This is a genomic window from Microbacterium sp. LWO14-1.2, assembly GCF_038397715.1.
Classification (GTDB): Bacteria; Actinomycetota; Actinomycetes; order Actinomycetales; family Microbacteriaceae; genus Microbacterium.
The window spans coordinates 3,178,059-3,198,620 of record NZ_CP151633.1 but is presented as its reverse complement, the minus strand read 5'-3'; the positions used below and the strand labels follow the sequence as shown (position 1 = coordinate 3,198,620).

The window sequence follows — 20,562 nt, the reverse complement described above, 5'->3', positions numbered from 1 at the left end:
CCTCAGCCCGCCAGCCGGTAGCCGACGCCGCGGACGGTCTCGATCAGCCGGCGCTGACCCGCTTTGCGACGGATCGCTCCGACGTGCACCTCGAGGGAATGGCCGAATCCGCGCCAATCGGTGTTCCACACCTCGCGGATCAGTCTCTCCTTCGGCACGGCCACGCCGGGGTAACGCGCGAGCACCGCGACGATGTCGAACTCCTTGCGCGTCAGTTCTATGGGGCCTCCGTCGACCATGACCTGCCGGGCCACGAGATCGATCCGCACCGCGCCACCGTCGAGATCGACGACGCCCTCCGACTCCGGTCGCACCGGGCGGGAGCGCCTCGTGACCGCCTCGATGCGGGCGAGCAGCTCGTGCACGTCGTAGGGCTTGACCACGAAGTCGTCGGCGCCGGCCCGCAGCCCCTTGATGCGCTCGGTCACCTGATTGCGGGCCGTCACGATCACGATCGGCACGTCGGAGCGTCCGCGGATGCGCCGGCACAGGTCGATGCCGTCGACATCGGGGAGGCCGAGGTCAAGGAGGACGACCTCGGTGTCGGCGCCGAGGAGGTCGAGCGCTGCGGCGCCGTCGGCCGCGCGCACCGTGGCGTAGCCGGATCGGGCGAGGAACGCGTCGAGTGCGGCGGCGACGCGCTCGTCGTCCTCCACGATCAGAATCCGCATCGACCCCGGTCCCCTTCTCCGCCCACGCGCAGGGACAAACCCTACCAGCCGGGGTGGGCGTCGAAGAGTCGACGGCGGTGTCAGGGAACGGTCAGGCAGCGGTGCCGGCGCGCTGCGCGAAGGCGCTCTCGTACAGGCACACGCTCGCTGCGGTGGCGAGGTTCAGGGACTCGGCACGGCCGAAGATCGGCAGCTTCAGCACCCGGTCGGCGCGGTCGAGCGCGTCGTCGTCGAGCCCCCGCGCCTCGTTCCCGAACAGCCAGCCCGTCGGCCCGGCGAGCACTCCCTCGGCACGTGCCTGCAGCAGGTCGTCGCCCTTGACGTCGGCGGCGAGGATCGTGAGCCCGGCGGCATGCGCGCGCTGCACGACGTCGTCGAGCTCGGCTCCCACCGACACCGGGAGGTGGAAGAGGGAGCCCGTGGTCGCGCGCACGACCTTCGGGTTGTAAGGGTCGACAGTGCGGCCGGTGAGCACGACGGCATCGGCGCCCGCCGCGTCCGCCGCCCGGATGATCGTGCCCAGGTTGCCCGGGTCGCGGATCTCCTCGCAGATCGCGACGAGCCGGGGCGACGCGTCGAAGATGTCGCGCACCGAGGTCGGCGTCTGCCGGACGACGGCGACGAGCCCCTGCGGCGTCACGGTGTCGGCCATGGCGTTGAGCACGTACTCGGTGACGAACTCCACCGTGACGTCGGCATCCGACGCCTTCGCGCGGATGTCGGGATGCTTGTCCCATCCAGTCGGCGTCGCGAACAGTTCGACGATCGCCTCGGGGCTGTAGGTGAGCGCCTCGCGGACCGCCTGCGGCCCTTCCGACAGGAACAGACCCGTCTCTGTGCGCGCGCTGCGCTTGGTCAGCTTCGCGACAGCACGGACTCGGGGGGACCGGGGGTTCTCCAGCACGATCTCAGTCTAGGGAACAGCGACGCCTGATCCGCGGAGAACAGCGGGGAAACGACAGAGGGCGCCTTCCCGAAGGAAGGCGCCCTCTGTGCTGACGAGCTGCTTACGCAGCCGACTTCGGCGCGTTGACGTCGGAAGGCAGAGCCTTCTTGGCCGTCTCGACGAGCGTCGTGAACGTCGCCGCGTCGTTGACCGCGAGGTCGGCGAGCATGCGACGGTCGACCGTGACACCCGCGAGGCCGAGGCCCTGGATGAAGCGGTTGTACGTGATGCCGTTCTGGCGTGCAGCGGCGTTGATGCGCTGGATCCAGAGGCGACGGAAGTCACCCTTGCGCTTGCGACGGTCCCGGTACGAGTAGACCAGGGAGTGGATGACCTGCTCCTTGGCCTTCCGGTACAGGCGCGAACGCTGACCGCGGTAACCGGACGCGCGCTCGAGGATGACGCGGCGCTTCTTGTGGGCGTTTACTGCCCGCTTGACTCTTGCCATTTTCGTGTGTTCCTATTCGTGCGTTCGGCGCGTCAGCGGCCGAGAAGCTTCTTGGCGACCTTGAAGTCGGCCTTCGAGAGCACCTGGTCCTGGTTCAGGCGACGGGTGCGACGGCTCGACTTGTGCTCGAGGTTGTGGCGCATGTTCGCCTGCTGCTTCTTCAGCTTGCCGCTGCCGGTGATCTTGAAGCGCTTCTTAGCACCCGAGTGGGTCTTCTGCTTCGGCATCTTCTCTTCCTTCGTATGGCGCCTTCTCAGGCGACGGGGTCAACCCGCGGTGCGGGAGTCGGTGGGGGCGGTCGTCACTCCGCCGCGGCCTCGGCCGGAGCATCGGCCTCGTGCTTGGCGTCGCGCGCTGCCTGCTTCTTCGCGTCGCGGACGGCGTTCTGCTCCTGCTTCGCCTCGGACTTGCTCTTCAGCGGGGCCACGATCATCACCATGTTGCGACCGTCGATGGTCGGGTTCGACTCGACGGTGCCGAGCTCGGCGACGTCCTCGGCGAACTTGCGCAGCAGACGCACACCCTGCTCGGGACGCGACTGCTCACGACCGCGGAACAGGATCATGGCCTTGACCTTGTCGCCGGCCTTGAGGAAGCCCTCGGCGCGCTTGAGCTTCGTCGTGTAGTCGTGCGCCTCGATCTTCAGACGGAAGCGGACCTCCTTGAGAATGGTGTTCGCCTGGTTGCGGCGAGCTTCCTTCTCCTTCTGGGCGGCTTCGTACTTGAACTTGCCGTAGTCCATGATCTTGACCACGGGAGGCTTCGAGTTGGGGGCCACCTCGACGAGGTCGAGGTCGGCTTCCTGCGCAAGGCGCAGCGCCGCCTCGATGCGGACGACGCCGATCTGCTCACCCGCGGGGCCGACGAGGCGGACCTCGGGGACGCGGATGCGCTCATTGGTGCGGGGATCGCTGATGCGGAACTCCTTAGACGATGGGATTCGGCCATCAGGATGCTGTCTGCATCCCGAGCGAAATCGGAATCGTCCCCCACCCGCCGGCAGTCAGACGCCGGCTTCGCACCCTGTCTACCGGACGCATCTGACGACGCGATCCGGCGGAGTGCAAGACCCGGTAGCCTGGAACGGCAAGCGCGGGTGGGAAGTGAATCCTCTTTCGTACCGGAGCATGACGCTCCGGAGCCCGACATAGTCTAACAGAGAGCAAGGCGAAGTGACGAACCAGGTATCGGACGATTCCGCACGCGAGCGCGAGGAGCGCTGGGCACGGCAGGAGGCGGCCGCCTCGTCGGCCACCCGCGACATCGCCGACGTGCCCGCCGTGGAGGTCATCACCACCGCCGCCGTGCACCTCATGAGCGCCGCCGCCGTGAAGCTGGGGCTCGCCGACGACCCGAACGCGGCCGAGCAGCTCGACCTCGACGAGGCCCGCAAGCTCATCAACGCCCTCGCCGGTCTCATCACCGCCGGCGCGCCGGAGATCAGCGACATGCACGCTCGCTCCCTGCGCGACGGACTGCGTTCCCTCCAGCTCGCGTTCCGCGAGGCGTCGACCATCCCCGATCCGATCGGCAAGGGTCCCGGCGAGAAGTGGACCGGCCCGGTCACCTGACCGACCCCGCGGAGCCCGCTCCGGATCGTTGAGCGAGCGGAGCGAGATGAAACGCCGCTCGAGGTGAACCCTCCGGTCGTCGAGCGAGCGGAGCGAGACGAAACGCCTCACGCCTCCAGAACGATCGGCGGCGCGGTCGACGGACCTCCGCAGCGATCGGTGGAGTGCGTCCAGTCGATCGTCTCCTCGGACTCGGCGAGGAGGATGCCGCCGGCATCGAAGACGCGGACGGTGATCACCTCCGGCGCGTCGAAACCGAAGAAGAATTGACCGTCGTCTCCCCCGGTCGGGGTCGAAGGATCGATCTCCGGCGTCGGAGCGACTCCCGGCGCCGGAGAGCACCCGTGCTCCGAGCACACCTGGAGGAACACGTCCGGCGCGTGAACCGAGGCGTCGATCACGACGCCATTGGTCCACCCGATCGCAGGGCACGCGGTCCCACATCCCGGCAGCAGCACTCCGGACACCATCGCCAGGACGAGCCCCGCTGCTCTGCGCATACCGCCCACCCTAGCGGGCCGACTCGTCGGGTCAGGCGGAGCGACGGAGCTTGACCGTGAGGGAGTCGGCGAGCACCGCGATGCGGTCGTCGGCCGCCCACCGCTGCGCGAGACGGGCGAGCACGGCATCCAGCACTTCACGCTCGAGACCGTCGACGAGCTCCAGGACGACGACGAGCTCGGGACCCCGCAGCCGCGCGTCAGGGTCGCCGGCGGCGACCGACACGTCGATCACGGCGAGCTCGTGTGCGACGCTCTCCTGGAGGGCGCGGAAGACCTCCGGCGACAGGAAGCTGGGCTCCCACGCAAGCCCCTGCGCGATCGACCAGACCGCGGGTCGACGGATGACGAACTCGGTGTCGGCGGTCGGGTCGAGCACGATGAGATCCGTGTCCTCAGCGGATGCCGACAGAGCCACGCGCACGGCCTCGACGGGGATCGGCCGCGCCGCGGCATCCCAGTGCTGCATCGTCTGCACCGACGAGAACACCGGCTGCACGCGACGCCCGTCGGGCGCCGCGACCGTCACGATCGACAACTCCTGCGTCTTGTCGACGGCGAGACCGCTGGGCGCCACGCCCTCCTCGCCCTTCTCGGCGATGAGAGGAATCAGCACCCGCGCGGCGCGGAACGCGTCGACCACCTCGACCTGCGACCCTTCGCCCGCGCGGAACCTCAGCAAGGCCGACAGCAGCGCAGGGTCGGCGGATCCGTCGTCGCCGGAGTGCGGGTTCGACTCGAAGCTGCGGCCCTCCCACGGCACCCCGGCCGAGTCGGCGTGGTGATGCCCGACGGGGCCCGGGTCGTCAGTCCCCTGCGACATCCAGAGCCTCGGCCAGCGTGAACGCGCCGGCGTAGAGGGCCTTCCCGACGATCGCACCCTCGACACCGAGCGGCACGAGGTCGCGAAGAGCGATGATGTCGTCGAGATTCGAGATGCCGCCCGACGCCACGACGGGCTTCGGCGTGCGCGAGGTGACCTCGCGAAGCAGTTCGAGGTTCGGGCCCTTGAGCGTCCCGTCCTTGGTGACGTCGGTGACGACGTAGCGGCTGCACCCGGCATCCTCGAGGCGCTCCAGCACCTCCCAGAGGTCGCCGCCCTCCTTCGTCCAGCCGCGCGCGGCCAGCGTCGTGCCGCGCACGTCGAGCCCCACGGCGATCGCCTCGCCGTAGCGGCCGATGACGTCGGCAGCCCACTCGGGGTTTTCCAGTGCAGCGGTTCCGAGGTTGATGCGCGTCGCACCGCTCTCGAGGGCGGCCTCCAGCGTCGCGTCGTCGCGGATGCCGCCGGACAGCTCGACGTTCACGTTGCGGTACTGCTTGATGACCTTGCGCAGGATCGGGGCGTTGCTGCCGCGTCCGAACGCCGCATCGAGGTCGACGAGGTGGATCCACTTCGCCCCCTGCGACACCCACTCGCCGGCCGCGTCGAGCGGGTCGCCGTAGCTGGTCTCGGTGCCGGCCTCACCCTGGGTCAGCCGAACGGCCTTGCCGCCGGCCACATCGACCGCGGGAAGCAGGGTGAGAGAGGGGGACTGCGCGAAGTCGTTCATGACGTCCTCAGGTGAGATGGGATGCGCCTGATCACCGGCACGAGAAACGACACTAGCCTCCGCGGGAGTCCGCTCCAAATGAGATGACGGTGAGGGACCGGCCACACGCTGTAGCCTCGATATCACGTCTATTCGGTCGATGAGGAGATGGTTCATGGCGCGCGACGGGGAAGCATACGGCGGAGGCCCCCTGCGGCGGGGTAACACTCCCCCGCCACCGGCGCCCGAGATCGTCGAGCACGTGCCCCTCTCACCGCAGGACGACGACGACTGGCCCACTCTTCCGGCCAGCGCGCTGCGACCGCGGCCCGAGACGGTCGACCAGGCCGATGGCGACGCAGGAACGGCGCCGTCGACACGCGCCGAGGCCGCGGCCGCCGCATCCGGGGGATCGCCCGCCGCTCCCGTGCGGCCCGAGGCGCCCGCCTCCCCGACGCCCGGCACTCCTGCCGCCGCGCCTTCCGCGCCCGGAGCGCCCGGCGCACCGGCCCAGCCGACCGCACCGGCCCAGCCGACCACGCCCTCTCAGCCGACCGCACCGGCGAGCCAGCCCATCGTCTCCTCCGTCCCGACGCTGCTGCCTGCTCCGGCAGCGCCGCCTGCCCCGACCTCCGTGCCCACGACGGCGCCGGTTCCGACGCGTCCCGCTCCGGCCGCGCCCACGGCACTGCCGGTGCAGCCGCTCCAGCCCGGGCAGCCCGCGCCGGTGCAGCCTGCGCAGCCGGTGCGCTCCGGCCAGCCGGCCGCCCCTGTCGCGTCGGCGCCCGTCGCCCCGGTCACCGGAGCTCCGGCGGCGCCCGCTGCTCCCCCGTCTATCCCGTCCGCTCCCCCGGGTGCGCCGGGACCCGCCGGTACCGCCCCGACCGTCGACCCGCTCACCTCATCCCGTCGACTGCAGCGGGAGCAGGGCCTGGAGCGACGCTCCTTCCTGCAGCAGGACCCCCGCGAGGAGCCCGCCCGCCACGGAGGTCGCGGCGTGCTCAACCGGCTCGGCTTCTCCCTCGCCCCGAACGCGCAGGAGCGCGCGGTGCGCGAGGACGAGCACGCCGTGAGCCGGCACTGGCCGGGCCCGCGCACGGTCGCGGTCGTGAACGGCAAGGGCGGGGCGGGCAAGACCCCCGCCACCGTGCTGCTCTCGGCCGTGTTCGCGCAGTACGGCGGGGCCGGGGTGCTCGCCTGGGACAACAACCAGACCCGCGGCACGCTCGGCTGGCGCACCGAGACCGGCGCCCACGACCGCACACTGCTCGAGCTGCTCCCGCAGACGCAGCGGCTCCTCGGCGCCCAGGGTCAGTCGGCGGATCTCGCCCACTTCGTGCATCATCAGCCGCAGGAGAAGTACGACGTGCTGCGCTCGAAGCCCATCCGTCTCGCGCACGAGAACCGGCTGAGCCCCGATGACGTGGACGCGATCCACGCCGTGGCTGCGAAGTTCTACCGCCTCATCATCATCGACTCCGGCAACGACGAGTCCGACCCGATGTGGCTGCGGATGATCGAGCTCGCCGACCAGATCGTCGTCGCCACCACCACCCGCGACGATCATGCGGAAGCCGGCGCTCTGCTGCTCGAGGCCCTCGAGGACCGCGACGAGCGCTCAGCGCGACTGGCGCGCGAGTCTGTGGTCGTGGTCAGCCAAGCCGACCCCAAGGCGTCGTCGGCCGACGTCGCCGAGGTCGTGGCCGGGTACCAGCCGCTCGCCCGCGATGTCGTGCAGATCCCTTACGACCGTGAGATGGTCGACGGCCACCTGCGGCTGCGGGCTCTGGCCGCGCCGACGCAGCGCGCCTGGCTGTCGGCCGCTGCCGCGGTCGCACGCGGCTTCTGATCAGTCGCGCAGGCTGTTCACCCAGTTGCGCAGCAGCTGGATGCCGGCTTCCCCAGACTTCTCGGGGTGGAACTGCGTGGCGGAGAGCGGACCGTTCTCGACGGCCGCGAGGAACGGCTCACCGTACGTCGACCAGGTGAGCACGGGCTGCGGGAACGGCGGGATGACGTCGAGCTCCCACGACTGCGCCGCGTACGAGTGCACGAAGTAGAACCGCTCGTCTTCGATCCCGCGGAACAGGATGCTGTCTGCGCCCGGCTCCACCGTGTTCCACCCCATGTGGGGCAGCACCGGAGCGTTGAGCTCGGTGACGGCACCCGGCCATTCCCCGAGCCCCTCCGCATCGGTGCCGCGCTCGACGCCGTGGGCGAAGAGCACCTGCATGCCGACGCAGATCCCGAGAACCGGGCGGCCCCCCGCGAGGCGGCGATCGATGATCTCGTCCCCTCCGTGCGCGTGGAGCGCGTCGCGGACCGCCTGGAACGCGCCGACGCCGGGGACGAGCAGGCCGTCGGCCTCGAGCGCCTCGGTGCGGTCGCGGGTGAGCACGGCATCCGCGCCTGCCGCGACGAGAGCCTTGACGGCGGAGTGCACGTTGCCCGACTCGTAGTTGAACACGGCGACGCGGGGTGCCCCGGTCACAGCGCGCCCTTCGTGGAGGGGATGCCGTCGACGAGCGGGTCGAGTGCCTTCGCCTGGCGGAACGCCCTCGCGAACGCCTTATACTCGGCCTCGGCGATGTGGTGCGGATCGCGTCCGCCCAGCACCCGCACGTGCACGGTCAGCCCGGCGTTGAACGTGATCGCCTCGAATGTGTGACGGACGAGGGAGCCGGTGAAGTGGCCGCCGATGAGGTGGTGCTCGAAACCCGCCGGCTCGCCCGTGTGGACGAGGTACGGGCGCCCCGAGATGTCGACCACGGCCTGGGCGAGTGCCTCGTCGAGGGGCACGAGCGCGTCGCCGTAGCGGGAGATGCCGGACTTGTCGCCCAGCGCCTCGCGGATCCCCTGGCCGAGCACGATCGAGATGTCCTCGACCGTGTGGTGGGCGTCGATGTTCGTGTCGCCCGAGGCGCGGACAGTGAGGTCGGTCAGGGAGTGCTTCGCGAACGCCGTCAGCATGTGATCGAAGAAGGGCACCGACGTGTCGATGTGGCTCGCACCGGTGCCGTCGAGGTTCAGCTCGAGCTCGACAGTGGACTCCGAGGTGCTGCGCACACGCGTCGCGGTGCGAGGGGTCAGGGCGGTGCTGCTCATGAAGCCGATCCTATCGAGGCCAGTGCGTCGAGGAACGCGGTGGTCTCCGCCTCCGTGCCGGCGGTGACCCGGAGGTGCCCCGGGATGCCCACGTCGCGGATCAGCACCCCGCGGTCGTACAGCTGCTGCCAGACCGCACGGGGATCGGAGACGCCCCCGAAGAGCACGAAGTTCGACCATGATTCGTGGGGCGTGTACCCGAGCGCCTCGAGCGTCGCCGAGATGCGGTCGCGCTGCTCGATGATCTCCTCGACCATGCCGAGCATGACGTCGGAGTTGCGCAGAGCCGCGATGGCGGCGGCCTGCGTGAGCGCGCTCAGGTGGTAGGGCAGCCGCACGAGACGCAGCGCGTCGATGAACGCGGGATCGGCCGCGAGGTAGCCGACGCGTGCACCCGCGAAGGCGAAGGCCTTGCTCATCGTGCGCGAGACCGCGAGTCGCGGACGCCCGTCGAGCAACGTGAGCGCCGATGCCGCCTCGCGCGGAGCGAACTCCTGGTACGCCTCATCCACCACGACGATCCCTCGGCTGGCCTCGTACACCGCCTCGATCACATCGAGCGACAACGGGGTGCCGGTCGGGTTGTTCGGCGCGCACAGGAGGATCACATCGGGGTCGGCCTCCTCGACCTGCGCGGCAGCATCGTCGGGAGTGAGCGAGTAGTCGGGCTGGCGCGTGCCGGCGACCCACGTCGCGCCCGTGCCCTTCGCGATGAGCGGGTACATCGAGTAGGTGGGCGCGAAGCTGAAGGCTGTGCGCCTCGGACCGCCGAAGGCCTGCAGGATGTGCTGCAGGACCTCGTTCGAGCCGTTTCCTGCCCAGATCTGCTCCGCCTCGAGACCGTGCCCGAGATACTCGGCGAAACCCTCGCGGAGGGTGGTGAACTCGCGGTCGGGGTAGCGGTTGACGTCACGCAGAGCCACGGCGATGTCATCGAGGATGTCGCTCGCCACGGCATCCGGGACGGGATGCGTGTTCTCGTTGACGTTCAAGGCGATGGGCAGCGGCGCCTGAGGGGCCCCGTAGGGAGTGAGTCCTCGAAGATCGTCACGAAGCGGGAGGTCGGCGAGTGATGCGGTCACCCTTCCCATGGTAGGCCGCGCAGTGGCGCCCGGCTGCCGGGTGACGTCACTCGGAGTACTGCGCGGGGATCGCGATCTCCTGGCCGATCTGGAGCGCACCGCCCTGGAGGACGTTCAGGCGGGTGATGTCGCCGATGACCTCTCGCGGGTCGGCACCAGGCGCGACGCTCTCGGCGATCGACCATAGGGTGTCGCCCGGCATCACGGTGACCGTCTCGAACGATGCCGTCGCGACGCTCTCGTTCGAGGCGAGGGCCGTGCCCCCGCTCAAAGCCGCGAACGCGATGCCCCCGGCGAGCGGGACGGCGGCGAGAGCGAGCAGGAAGCGACGACCGCGCGCCGTCAGCCGGAGCCGCGTCGCCGGACGTGCCGGAAGGACCGCTGCAGTGCTGAAGGTAATGGTGGTCATCTGGTGCTCCTCTGCTCTACCGCTGTGCGTCTGCATCAGCGATGAAGTTGGCGTAGCGTTCGCATTCGCGACTCGGCCGGGAGTCATGAATGCGAAGCTACGTTCCGAAGGTATCTTCGAATTCGAATGTCTGTCAAGAGTTCTTCGAAACCCGTTCTCCGAATCAGCCGACACGCTCGAACAGATATTCCAGATCGGCGTGATTCTCGGATACGGTTTCGATACGCACACCCCATCACGGGCCACCGACATTCGAATCCGGACCGCGATACCGCACACCTGAGGAGCACCATGAGCGAGATCTCCGCCCCCGAGTCCGAGGCGCCGCGCACTCGGCGGAGGAAGAGCCTCAGCCCCAAGCAGATGGCGATCCTCGAGGTCATCCAGACGTCGATCAGCCGCTACGGCTACCCGCCGAGCATGCGCGAGATCGGCGACGCGGTGGGGCTGAAGTCGCTCTCCAGCGTCACCCACCAGCTCGGACAGCTCGAGCTGAGCGGGTATCTGCGCCGCGACCCCGGCAAGACCCGTGCCATGGAGGTGCTGATCGATCTGCCGGGCACCGGCGCCGAGAACCCGGCCGATGTCGCGACCCCGGTGGGCGACGCCGCCCTCGTCCCGCTGGTCGGCCGCATCGCCGCCGGCGTGCCGATCACCGCCGACCAGCAGGTCGAGGAGATCTTCCCCCTCCCCCGCCAGCTCGTGGGCAAGGGCGACCTCTTCATGCTCAAGGTCTCGGGCGAGTCGATGATCGACGCCGCCATCTGCGACGGCGACTGGGTCGTCGTCCGCTCGCAGAACAGCGCGGAGAACGGCGAGATCGTCGCCGCGATGCTCGACGGCGAGGCCACCGTCAAGGTGCTGCGCCGCCGCGACGGCCACACCTGGCTGCTGCCGCGCAACTCGGCGTTCGAGCCCATCCTCGGCGACGAGGCCGTGGTGCTCGGCAAGGTCGTCGCGGTCCTGCGCGCCGTCTGAGGTCTTCCGGCCGGAGCCGACCGGCCGGCCGGCTCCGCCTAGGCTCGGAGGCATGTCCGCACCGTTCGGCTCCTGGCCTTCACCGTTCACTCCGGCATCCGTCGCGGCGTCGTCGCCGCGCATCGACGGCGCCCGCTTCGTCGGGGACGAGGTCTGGTGGGGCGAGTCGGTCCCATCGGAAAGCGGTCGCGTCACCGTCCGGAGCTCGACCGGCGACCAGATCCTCCCGGCGCCGTGGAGCGCACGGTCCCGCGTTCACGAGTACGGCGGCGGCGCGTGGGCGGCCGACCACGACGGAACGCTCTACTTCGTCGACGCGAAGGACCAGCGCGTGCGGAGGATGCCGCGCGGCGGCGAGCCCGCAGTCCTCACAGCCCCTGGCCCTGTCCACGGCGGTCTGCGCGTGCAGCGGGGGCGGCTGTTCGCGGTGCGCGAGGATCTGACCGTCGAGCCGCACCGGCGCGCCGTCGTCGAGATCCCGGTCGACGGATCGGCCGCAGACGATCCCGGCGCGGTGCGGGTGATCGTCGAGGGCGACGGCTTCTTCGCGCACCCCGCACCGAGTCCGGACGGACACCGGGTCGCCTGGGTCGAGTGGGACGCGACACGGATGCCGTGGCAGTCGGCGCGTCTCGCGGTCACCGACGGCTCTCTCACCACCGTCGTGCCGACGCGCGCCGCTCTGCAGCCCGAGTGGACGGGCGACGACGAACTCGTGGTCGCCGATGACCCGTCCGGGCGGTGGGCCCTGCACAGGGTGCGCGTCGACGCCGACGGGCGGTACGGGACGCCAGAGCCGGTGACCGCCGCCGATGTGGACGCCGACACGGGGTACGGACTCTGGGTGCTCGGCAACCGCTGGTATCAGCCCCTCGACGACGGTCGCCTCGTCGCGGTGCGGACCGACGGCAGGGACGCGGTGGTCGTGATCTCCTCCGATGGCAGCGCTCGCCCGCTGACCGTCCCGCCGGACGGCCACGTCAGCGTCGATGACGTCGCCGGAACGCGCATCCTCCTCTCCGGCAGCAGTTCGACGTCCGCTCCCGGTCTCTGGCTCGTCGACGTCGACACCGGCGCGGTCGAGGCCGTCGCCGGTGGCGCACCGGTCGACCCGGCGTGGATGCCCACGGCATCCCCCCTCGTCGTCGACGGCCTCCACGGCCCCGTGCACGCTTTCGCCTACCCACCGGCCCACCCGTCGGCGATCGCCCCCGAGGGAGAGCTGCCGCCGTACGTCGTTCTCGTGCACGGTGGTCCGACCGCCCACGTAACCGGCGCGACGTCCTCGGCTATGGCGTTCTACACGAGTCGCGGCATCGGGGTGCTCGACGTGAACTACGGCGGCTCGAGCGGGTACGGGCGCGCGTATCGAGAGCGCCTGGACGGCGCGTGGGGCGTCGTGGACGTCGACGACGTGATCGCTGCGGCGCGCGGGCTCGTCGAGGCGGAGCTCGCCGACCCCGCACGCATCGCGATCAAGGGCGGTTCCGCCGGCGGCTGGACGGTGCTGTCGGCGCTCGTGCGCGGGGACACGTTCGCGGCCGGAATCAGCCGATACGGCGTCGCGGACCTGCGGATGCTCGTCGAGCACTCCCACGACTTCGAGGCGCACTACATCGAGGGGCTCGTCGGTCCGCTCCCCGAGGCGGAAGACCTCTACGTCGAGCGCTCACCGCTCACGCGCGCCGATCGCATCGACGTGCCGGTGCTGCTCATGCAGGGCGGAGAAGACCGCGTGGTGCCGCCGGCGCAATCGGAGGCGATCCGCGGTGCGCTGGCAGCGCGCGGGGTCGAACACGAGTACGTGCTGTACCCGACGGAGGGACACGGGTTCCGCGCCGCGGAGACCATCGTCGACGCACTGGAGCGGGAGCTCGCGTTCCTCGGCCGGGTGTTCGGCTTCAGACCGGCGGGCTGATCACTCGCCGACGCGGTTGCGCAGGCGCATGGCCCGCTCCGCCTCGCGCGTGTCCTGCCGCTCGCGGAGCGTCTGACGCTTGTCGTACTCGCGCTTGCCCTTCGCGAGCGCGATCTCGACCTTGGCGCGTCCGTCGGAGAAGTACAGCTTCAGCGGGATGAGCGTGTAGCCGCCCGCCGAGACGGCGTGCGCGAGCTTCGCGATCTCCTCGCGGTGCAGCAGCAGCTTGCGGATGCGCTTGGCCGAGTGATTGGTCCAGTGACCCTGCGAGTACTCGGGGATGTGCACGGCGTCGAGGAACACCTCGTTGCCCTTGACGAACGCATACCCGTCGCTGAGGTTCGCGCGTCCCTGACGCAGTGACTTGACCTCGGTGCCGGTGAGCACCATCCCCGCCTCGTACGACTTCTCGATGTTGTAGTCGTGACGTGCGCGACGATTGGTCGCGATGACCTTCTCCCCGCGTTCCCTGGGCATGATTCTCTCCTGTGCGTGACGACGTCGGTGACGCGATCCGTCACCGAGCAGCCTGTCAGTCTATACCGCGCCGGGTCAGGTGCGAAGCCACCGGCGGATCGCGAAGCCCGCCGAGAGCGCGGCGAGCACGACGCCGATGATGATCAGCACGGGCACGACGACCGCGGCATCCTGCATCCCGATCCAGGTGGTGATGAACGGCACCCGGCCGCGGAGATAGCCGTTGACGCCGAAGTGCACGCCCGCCACGACCGCCGCGCTCGCGAGCACGGAGCCGAGGAAGGCGGCGAACACGCCCTCCAGCACGAACGGCGTCTGGATGAATCGGTTCGAGGCGCCGACGAGACGCATGATCCCGATCTCCTTGCGTCTCGCGTACGCGGAGAGGCGGATGGTGGTCCCGATGAGCAGGATGGCGGCGATGAGCATGAGCACGGCGATGCCGACCGCGATGTACGTCGCGACGGTCAGCGCCGAGAACAGCGGCTCGAGGTACTGCAGCTGGTCCCGCACCTGCTCCACCCCGGCGACGCCGCTGAACGCCTCGGCGATCACCTGCGACTGCCCCGGGTCCTTCATCGTGACGAAGAAGACCTCGAAGGCCTGGTCGGGGGTGATGACGCTGGCCTGCTCCTCACCGAGCTGTGCCACGAGCTTGGCGTAGGTGTCTTCCTTGCTGTCGAAGGTCACCTCGTTGATGAGCGGCGACAGCGCGTCGCCCTCGAGCTGGTCGCGGACAGCGGTGACCTGATCCTCCGTCGCCGCGCCGTCGATGCACGTGTCCGATTCCGAGATCGACGAGCACATGTAGACGGCGACCTGCGCGCGCTCCGACCAGTAGCCGCGCATGGTCCCGATCTGCGACTGCATGAGGATCGCGGCGCCGACGAACGTGAGCGACACGAACGTCACGAGCACGACGGAGATGACCATGGAGATGTTGCGGCGGAGGCCGACGAGGGCCTCCGTGAGGATGAGTCCGATTCTCATGACGTCGGCCCCACCTTCTCGTCGCCGTCATCCGAGAGGCCGAGGCGATCGGCGACCCCCAACTCGGCGACGTCGACCTCGGGGAGCACGATGGGATGCGTGCGCGGCGGGGTCTGCGCGGCAGGTGCTTCCGGCACCACCGTCGCCTCCTCCACCGACGGCTCGGCGGGCACTGCCTGCGCCTCCGGCGTCTCGGATGCCGTGGGCACGGCGTCCGGCGCGGCCGCAGCCGCCTTGCGCTGTGCGCTGAGCTCCTCGGCGAGAGCGGCGCGCACGACAGACAGGTCGGCCGTCTGGCGCTGCACCTCCTGTACGGCGGTGAGCGCGGCGGCCGCAGCGGCTCCGCGCACCTCTTCGGGGACGAGTCGCGGGATCTGAGAGGTGTCGCCGTAGCCGCCGTGCACCTCGTCGCGCACCATCACGCCGTCGCGGAGCTCGATGACGCGCCGCTGCATCTGATCGACGAACGCCGCCTCGTGGGTGGCCATGAGCACCGTCGTACCGCCCGCGTTGATGCGGGCGAGCAGCTGCATGATGTCGACCGAGGTCGCGGGGTCGAGGTTTCCGGTCGGCTCGTCGGCGAGCAGCACCTGCGGACGGTTGACAAGTGCACGCGCGATCGCGACGCGCTGCTGCTCGCCGCCCGACAGCTCATGCGGCATCCGCTTCTGCTTGCCGTCGAGGCCGACGAGGGCGAGCGCCTCCGGCACGGCCTGCTGGATGAAGCCGCGCGACGATCCGGTCACCTGCAGGGTGAACGCCACGTTCTGATAGACGGTCTTCGACGGCAGGAGGCGGAAGTCCTGGAAGACGGACCCGATGTGCCGGCGGAAGTAGGGGACCTTGCGGTTGGCGAGCGAGCGCAGGTCGCGACCGAGCACGGCGACGCGCCCCGAAGTGGGTACGTCCTCGCGCAGGATCAGCCGCAGACACGACGACTTCCCCGACCCGGAGGCACCGACGAGGAAGACGAACTCCCCGCGCTGGACCTCGAAGTCGACGCCGGACAGCGCGGGCCTGGTGGTCCCGCGATAGCGTTTCGTGACGTTCTCGAACCGAATCATGGCGATACGAGCCTAAGTGCGCTGATTCCCCTGCCCGCGAGCGACACCCCTGTGGCCCCCTGCGCGTCGTGGCGCACTGCTATACATGATGTGCCGGTATACAGCGGCGATGCCGATCCGTGCCGATCGCACGGACGATGATTCGAGGGGGACCCCATGACGACGCCCGCAGGCTGGTACGACGACGGATCCGGACGTCAGCGCTGGTGGGACGGCACGCAGTGGACGGAGCACTTCGCCCCGGCCGCGGATGCCGCGGACTCCGGCGCCGAGCAGACCGCGGACTCGCCGGTCGCCGACGCCTCGATCGTCGGCGCCTCGGACGCCGGCGCCTCTGCGGACGCCGACGCAAGCGTGCCCGAGTCGGACGCCGACGCAAGCGTGCCCGAGTCGGCCGCCGCCGCCGAGACCGCAGCCGCAGTCGAGTCGATCTCGGCCGTCGAGAGCGGCGCATGGGAGCAGCCGTCGACGGGCGCTCCCGCTCCCTCCGCCGAGCCCGCCGCGACCGATCACGCGGCGCACGAGCACGCGGCGCACGAGCCCGCGGCGCACGAGCCCGCGGCGCACGAGCAGACCGCTCCTGAGCAGACCGCCCCCGTGGACTCGACGCCCGCTGCGGCGGAGCCGGCCGAAGAGACGGTCGTCGCACCCGAGTCGACGCCGTCGTGGTCTGCGCCGAGCGCAGCGGATGGCGCGGACACATCCGGCTACGGCACACAGCCGACCACGCCCTTCACGGCTCCTGGCTCGACCGGCCCGACCGCGCCTGTCGACGGCGGTGCGCCGCCGTACGCGGGCGCGCCCGTCTACCCGGGGGCCGCAGCCTCGTACCCCGGTTCCGCACCGGCACCCCAGCCGCCGCAGGCGCCCTCGTACGGCGGCGCACCGTCGTACCCCGGTGCGGCCCAGCAGGGCTATCAGGGCGGCGCCTACCCGCCCGCAGCCCCCGCGTACGGCGCCCCCGGCGGATACCCGTATGCCGCCGCCCCCGCAGCGCCCGCGCCGCTCTCGATCGTGGGTCTGATCGGCCTCGGTGCCGCTGCACTCGGCACGATCCTGTCCTGCATCCCGTTCACGTTCGTGTTCGGCTGGATCCTGCTCGCCGCAGGCTTCATCGTGTCGCTGATCTCGGTGTTCCTCAAGGGCAGGAAGTGGCCGGGCATCGCCGGTATCGTGCTCTCGGTCGTGGGGACCGTAATCGCTGTCGTCATGGCTTTCGTCTTCGCGATCTCGACGGTCGCCGGCGTGGTGCGCGACCTTCCGAGCGCACCGCCGTCGAGCGATTACAGCACGGACGACTCCGATGACGGCACCTCGACCCCGCCCGAGGTCGTCGAGGGCACGCTCGGCGAGCCCATCACGATCGAGCAGTACTCCGGCGCCAGCGAAATCACCGTCACGTCCGCGACGTGGAGCACGAGCGACGGCTCCAGCATCCCGTCGACCAACGGCGGCTTCGTCATCCTCGACGTGACCGTCACCGGTCTCGAGGGCACGAGCTACGTCAACCCCATCTACTTCGCGATCGAGACGGCGGAGGGCGCCGAGGGTACGTACGACTTCTTCGCCGACGGCCAGCTCAGCAGCGAGGACCTCGAGGCCGGCGACTCGATCAGCGGCAAGGTCACGTTCGACGTCGCGCAGAGCGCCTCGTACACCGTCATCGTCACGGACGAGATGTTCCAGGAGGTCGCGCGCATCACGGTCACCCCGACCGCCGGCTGAGCCCCGACGACGAGAGAGGGCCGGAATCCCCGCGGGGATTCCGGCCCTCTCTCAGTGCGGCAGGACTGAGGCGCTCAGTCCTCTTCCTTGCGCTTGCGCCAGCGGATGCCGGCAGAGATGAAACCGTCGAGGTCTCCGTCGAACACCGCTGCCGGGTTGCCCGACTCGTGTCCGGTGCGGAGGTCCTTGACCAGCTGCTGGCCGTAGAGGAAGTACGAGCGCATCTGATCGCCCCAGCTCGCGGTGATGTTGCCCGCGAGTTCCTTCTTCTTCGCTGCTTCCTCTTCCTTCTGCAGCAGCAGGAGGCGGGTCTGCAGCACGCGCATCGCGGCGGCGCGGTTCTGGATCTGCGACTTCTCGTTCTGCATCGACACGACGATCCCGGTCGGGAGGTGCGTGATGCGCACGGCCGAGTCGGTCGTGTTGACCGACTGGCCGCCGGGGCCCGACGAGCGGAACACGTCGACGCGGATGTCGCCCTCGGGGATGTCGACCTCGGTCGCCTCCTCCATGAGCGGGATGACCTCGACGGCGGCGAACGACGTCTGACGCTTGTCGGCCGAGCCGAACGGGCTGATGCGTGCGAGACGGTGGGTACCCGCCTCGACCGACAGGGTGCCGAAGGCGTAGGGCGCGTCGATCTCGAACGTCGCCGACTTGATGCCGGCGCCCTCCGCGTACGACGTGTCCATGACCTTGACCGGGTACTTGTGCTGCTCGGCGTAGCGCAGGTACATGCGCATGAGCATCTCGGCGAAGTCCGTGGCGTCGTCGCCGCCGGCGCCCGAGCGGATCGTGATGATCGCGGCGCGCTCGTCGTACTCGCCGTCGAGGAGCGTCTGCACCTCGAGCTGGTTGATGACCTCGGTCAGCGCGGCGAGCTCGTTGCGGGCCTCGATCGCGGAGTCCTCGTCGCCCATCTCGTTCGCGAGGTCGACGAGCACTTCGAGGTCGTCGAGACGGCGGCCGATGCCCTCGACGCGCGCGAGGGCCGACTGGCGGTGGCTGAGGGCGCTCGTGACCTTCTGTGCGCGCTCGGTGTCGTCCCAGAGGTCGGGAGCGCCGGCCTCTTCACTGAGCTTGGCGATGTCGGAGCGGAGCGCATCGACATCGACGACCTCGCGGATGTCACCGTAGGTGACGCGGAGGGCCTGGATGTCGGCGGAGAGATCGAGTTCGAGCATGGCGCATCCAGCCTAACGTGCCGCCTGCTCGGACGGGGACGCCCGGTGAACGGGAGTAGCGTGAAGGGAGTGAGCGGTGCATCCACGGTCCTGAGGCGTTTCGGGCCGATGGTGTACCTCCCGACGATCCTCTTCTCCCTCGGCGAGGGCGCGGTCATCCCTCTCATCCCCGTCATCGCCGCCTCGATGGGCGCGGATGTCGCCTTCGCCGCCCTGGTCGCCTCGGCGCTCGTCGTGGGCCAGTTGTGCGGCAACCTGCCCGCGGGCTGGGCCGTCGCGAGGATCGGCGAGCGGTACACCATGGTCATCGCCGGCATCGTCGCGATCGGGGCGGGTGTCGGCATGGTGTTCGCCCCGTCGCCCGCGGTGCTCGCGGCATCCGTCTTCCTCCTCGGCTTCTGCGCGGCGGCGTTCGGTCTCGCGCGGCACGCGTTCATGACGACCCGCGTGCCGATCGCATTCCGCGCGAGGGCGCTGTCGCTGCTGGGCGGCAGCTTCCGCCTCGGGGTCTTCATCGGCCCGTTCGTGGCCGCCGGCCTGCTGCAGCTGTTCGGGTCCGAGATCGCGGCGATCTGGTTCTTCCTCGCCTGCCTCGTCGTGATGGTCGTGCTCGTGCTGTTCGGACCCGACCCCGAGAAGACGATCCCTCCGACCACCGCGGTGCGCACCGCTCCCCTGATGTCGGATTCGGGTGAGGCGGTCAGCGGATCGATCCCCACCGCTGAACGCGCCGGCATCTTCCGCACGATGTGGTTGCAGCGCACAGTGCTCGGCCGCCTCGGCCTCGCCGCCGCATCGCTGTCTGCCGTGCGCTCTGCCCGCCAGGTCGTGCTGCCGCTGTGGGGTCTCTCGCTCGGACTCGACGCCTCGACCATCGCGCTCGTCGTGGGCGTCTCCGGAGCGATCGACTTCGCCCTCTTCTACGCGAGCGGACAGGTGATGGACCGGTTCGGGCGACTCTGGGCGGCCATGCCTGCGATGCTCCTCATGGGGGCGGGCTTCGTCGCGCTGTCGCTCACCCATGATCTGGATGCCGCGGTGCTGTGGTTCGGCATGTTCGCCGCCGTCCTCGGCGTCGGCAACGGGCTGTCCAGCGGCATCCTGCTGACCCTGGGGGCGGACGTAGCCCCGAAGCGCGAGCCGGCGGCGTTCCTCGGCTCGTGGCGGACGCTCACGGATGCCGGTGGCGCGGCCGCTCCGCTCCTCGTGTCGGGCATCACCGCCGTCGCCTCCCTGCCGATCGCCGCCGCCGCGATGGGCGTGATCGGACTCGTCGGTGCGGTGGGCTTCATCCGCTGGATCCCCCGGTTCGTGCCGCGGACGAAGGATGACGCATGAGCGCCCTCGGCGCAGACATCCGCCGTCTGGTCGCCGGCTTCCCGGTGACCTCGGACCAGGATCGAGTGGTGCAGGAGGACTTCGCCTCCTTCTTCTCCGACGACGACGGACCGGTGCAGCGCGACGACGGACCCCGCCATGCGACGGCGTCGGCGTTCGTCTTCGATCGGTCGCTCTCCGGCATCCTGCTCGTGTTCCACGGCAAGGGGCGCTTCTGGGTGCAGCCGGGCGGTCACCTCGAACCCGGCGACGCGTCGATAGCGGATGCCGCGCTCCGTGAACTGCGGGAGGAGACCGGCGTCGCGGCCCCGCCGCCCGGCGATTCCTTCGTCTACGACCTCGACCACCACGAGCTGTCCGCCGCCTTCGGCCGGTGCGCCTCACACCTCGACGTCGGGGTCGTGTTCGTCGTCGCCGACGAGGGCGCGCTGCGGGTCAGTGACGAGTCGGAGGACGTGCGATGGTGGCCGATCGACGCACTCCCCGACGAGGTGCCGCCCCAGTTCCACCGCCGCGTGGAGCACGCGCTCGCGCGGCTGCGCGGCTGAATCGCGGGCGGCCCTGGCGCCGGTAACAGCGCCTCGATATATTCCTCCTCATGGAGCTCCGCGCGAAGATCGCAAC

At 70.1% G+C, this 20,562-nt stretch carries 23 protein-coding genes; 7 read left to right on the top strand and 16 right to left on the bottom strand.

The window, feature by feature from the left end; translation table 11 throughout:
• Positions 1–2: 2 nt before the first annotated feature.
• The 5 genes from MRBLWO14_RS15425 to infC form a co-directional block, all read right to left on the bottom strand.
• Positions 3–671: a response regulator transcription factor gene (locus tag MRBLWO14_RS15425; RefSeq protein ID WP_341933979.1), complete on the bottom strand. Its 669-nt coding sequence runs from the start codon at positions 669–671 to the stop codon at positions 3–5.
• Between the two features lie 91 nt (positions 672–762).
• Positions 763–1,575 (bottom strand): RNA methyltransferase, encoded by an 813-nt coding sequence (locus MRBLWO14_RS15420; protein WP_341933978.1) that lies wholly within the window; start codon positions 1,573–1,575, stop codon positions 763–765.
• 103 nt (positions 1,576–1,678) lie between these two features.
• Positions 1,679–2,065 (bottom strand): 50S ribosomal protein L20, encoded by a 387-nt coding sequence (gene rplT, locus MRBLWO14_RS15415; protein ID WP_045252681.1) that lies wholly within the window; start codon positions 2,063–2,065, stop codon positions 1,679–1,681.
• A 32-nt stretch (positions 2,066–2,097) separates the two neighbouring features.
• Complete coding sequence (gene rpmI / locus MRBLWO14_RS15410) at positions 2,098–2,292, bottom strand: 50S ribosomal protein L35 (protein WP_067357502.1); 195 nt, start codon at positions 2,290–2,292, stop codon at positions 2,098–2,100.
• Between the two features lie 74 nt (positions 2,293–2,366).
• Positions 2,367–3,005, bottom strand: coding sequence for a translation initiation factor IF-3 (gene infC / locus MRBLWO14_RS15405; RefSeq protein WP_341936214.1), 639 nt, complete (start codon positions 3,003–3,005; stop codon positions 2,367–2,369).
• A 232-nt stretch (positions 3,006–3,237) separates the two neighbouring features.
• Here infC and MRBLWO14_RS15400 point away from each other — a divergent pair, with 232 nt between their 5' ends.
• On the top strand, positions 3,238–3,636 hold the full coding sequence (locus MRBLWO14_RS15400) for a DUF1844 domain-containing protein (RefSeq protein WP_341933977.1): 399 nt from the start codon (positions 3,238–3,240) through the stop codon (positions 3,634–3,636).
• Between the two features lie 107 nt (positions 3,637–3,743).
• Here MRBLWO14_RS15400 and MRBLWO14_RS15395 read toward each other — a convergent pair whose 3' ends face one another.
• From MRBLWO14_RS15395 to priA, 3 genes are read right to left on the bottom strand one after another with little or no spacing between them, the layout of a single operon-like run.
• On the bottom strand, positions 3,744–4,136 hold the full coding sequence (locus MRBLWO14_RS15395; RefSeq protein ID WP_341933976.1) for a hypothetical protein: 393 nt from the start codon (positions 4,134–4,136) through the stop codon (positions 3,744–3,746).
• A 31-nt stretch (positions 4,137–4,167) separates the two neighbouring features.
• Positions 4,168–4,959 (bottom strand): SseB family protein, encoded by a 792-nt coding sequence (locus tag MRBLWO14_RS15390; RefSeq protein WP_341933975.1) that lies wholly within the window; start codon positions 4,957–4,959, stop codon positions 4,168–4,170.
• Positions 4,943–5,689 carry a bifunctional 1-(5-phosphoribosyl)-5-((5-phosphoribosylamino)methylideneamino)imidazole-4-carboxamide isomerase/phosphoribosylanthranilate isomerase PriA gene (gene priA / locus MRBLWO14_RS15385; protein ID WP_341933974.1) on the bottom strand — a complete coding sequence of 249 codons (747 nt, stop codon included), beginning with the start codon at positions 5,687–5,689 and terminating at the stop codon, positions 4,943–4,945. The genes MRBLWO14_RS15390 and priA overlap by 17 nt, the downstream gene beginning before the upstream one ends.
• Before the next feature lie 241 nt (positions 5,690–5,930).
• Between priA and MRBLWO14_RS15380 the strand changes: the two genes are divergently transcribed.
• On the top strand, positions 5,931–7,517 hold the full coding sequence (locus MRBLWO14_RS15380; RefSeq protein WP_341933973.1) for an AAA family ATPase: 1,587 nt from the start codon (positions 5,931–5,933) through the stop codon (positions 7,515–7,517).
• Here MRBLWO14_RS15380 and hisH read toward each other — a convergent pair whose 3' ends face one another.
• From hisH to MRBLWO14_RS15360, 4 genes are read right to left on the bottom strand one after another with little or no spacing between them, the layout of a single operon-like run.
• The gene (hisH, locus tag MRBLWO14_RS15375) at positions 7,518–8,159 is read right to left on the bottom strand and encodes an imidazole glycerol phosphate synthase subunit HisH (protein WP_341933972.1); all 642 of its coding nucleotides are present in this window, start codon (positions 8,157–8,159) and stop codon (positions 7,518–7,520) included.
• Complete coding sequence (hisB, locus tag MRBLWO14_RS15370; protein WP_341933971.1) at positions 8,156–8,773, bottom strand: imidazoleglycerol-phosphate dehydratase HisB; 618 nt, start codon at positions 8,771–8,773, stop codon at positions 8,156–8,158. Before hisB ends, hisH begins: the two co-directional genes overlap by 4 nt.
• Positions 8,770–9,864 (bottom strand): histidinol-phosphate transaminase, encoded by a 1,095-nt coding sequence (locus tag MRBLWO14_RS15365; protein WP_341933970.1) that lies wholly within the window; start codon positions 9,862–9,864, stop codon positions 8,770–8,772. The genes hisB and MRBLWO14_RS15365 overlap by 4 nt, the downstream gene beginning before the upstream one ends.
• 37 nt (positions 9,865–9,901) lie before the next feature.
• Positions 9,902–10,264 carry a LysM peptidoglycan-binding domain-containing protein gene (locus MRBLWO14_RS15360; protein WP_341933969.1) on the bottom strand — a complete coding sequence of 121 codons (363 nt, stop codon included), beginning with the start codon at positions 10,262–10,264 and terminating at the stop codon, positions 9,902–9,904.
• Between the two features lie 291 nt (positions 10,265–10,555).
• On the opposite strand from MRBLWO14_RS15360, the gene lexA reads away from it, so the two are divergent.
• Together lexA and MRBLWO14_RS15350 are read left to right on the top strand one after the other, a co-directional pair.
• The gene (gene lexA / locus MRBLWO14_RS15355) at positions 10,556–11,242 is read left to right on the top strand and encodes a transcriptional repressor LexA (protein ID WP_096713658.1); all 687 of its coding nucleotides are present in this window, start codon (positions 10,556–10,558) and stop codon (positions 11,240–11,242) included.
• Positions 11,243–11,294: 52 nt separating this feature from the next.
• Complete coding sequence (locus MRBLWO14_RS15350) at positions 11,295–13,160, top strand: prolyl oligopeptidase family serine peptidase (RefSeq protein WP_341933968.1); 1,866 nt, start codon at positions 11,295–11,297, stop codon at positions 13,158–13,160.
• Here MRBLWO14_RS15350 and smpB read toward each other — a convergent pair whose 3' ends face one another.
• The 3 genes from smpB to ftsE form a co-directional block, all read right to left on the bottom strand.
• Positions 13,161–13,637 (bottom strand): SsrA-binding protein SmpB, encoded by a 477-nt coding sequence (gene smpB / locus MRBLWO14_RS15345; RefSeq protein WP_050722832.1) that lies wholly within the window; start codon positions 13,635–13,637, stop codon positions 13,161–13,163. It lies immediately after the preceding gene.
• Between the two features lie 75 nt (positions 13,638–13,712).
• Positions 13,713–14,627 carry a permease-like cell division protein FtsX gene (gene ftsX, locus MRBLWO14_RS15340; protein ID WP_341933967.1) on the bottom strand — a complete coding sequence of 305 codons (915 nt, stop codon included), beginning with the start codon at positions 14,625–14,627 and terminating at the stop codon, positions 13,713–13,715.
• The gene (gene ftsE, locus MRBLWO14_RS15335) at positions 14,624–15,691 is read right to left on the bottom strand and encodes a cell division ATP-binding protein FtsE (RefSeq protein ID WP_341933966.1); all 1,068 of its coding nucleotides are present in this window, start codon (positions 15,689–15,691) and stop codon (positions 14,624–14,626) included. Before ftsE ends, ftsX begins: the two co-directional genes overlap by 4 nt.
• Positions 15,692–15,847: 156 nt before the next feature.
• Here ftsE and MRBLWO14_RS15330 point away from each other — a divergent pair, with 156 nt between their 5' ends.
• A complete protein-coding gene (locus tag MRBLWO14_RS15330) occupies positions 15,848–17,416 on the top strand; it encodes a DUF4352 domain-containing protein (RefSeq protein ID WP_341933965.1) in 1,569 nt (522 codons plus the stop codon).
• Between the two features lie 74 nt (positions 17,417–17,490).
• Here MRBLWO14_RS15330 and prfB read toward each other — a convergent pair whose 3' ends face one another.
• Entirely contained in the window at positions 17,491–18,600 is a 1,110-nt protein-coding gene (prfB, locus tag MRBLWO14_RS15325; RefSeq protein WP_341933964.1) for a peptide chain release factor 2, read from the bottom strand.
• A gap of 108 nt (positions 18,601–18,708) precedes the next feature.
• Here prfB and MRBLWO14_RS15320 point away from each other — a divergent pair, with 108 nt between their 5' ends.
• On the top strand, positions 18,709–19,938 hold the full coding sequence (locus tag MRBLWO14_RS15320; RefSeq protein ID WP_341936213.1) for an MFS transporter: 1,230 nt from the start codon (positions 18,709–18,711) through the stop codon (positions 19,936–19,938).
• A complete protein-coding gene (locus tag MRBLWO14_RS15315; RefSeq protein ID WP_341933963.1) occupies positions 19,935–20,486 on the top strand; it encodes an NUDIX domain-containing protein in 552 nt (183 codons plus the stop codon). Before MRBLWO14_RS15320 ends, MRBLWO14_RS15315 begins: the two co-directional genes overlap by 4 nt.
• The last annotated feature ends 76 nt before the right edge of the window (positions 20,487–20,562 follow it).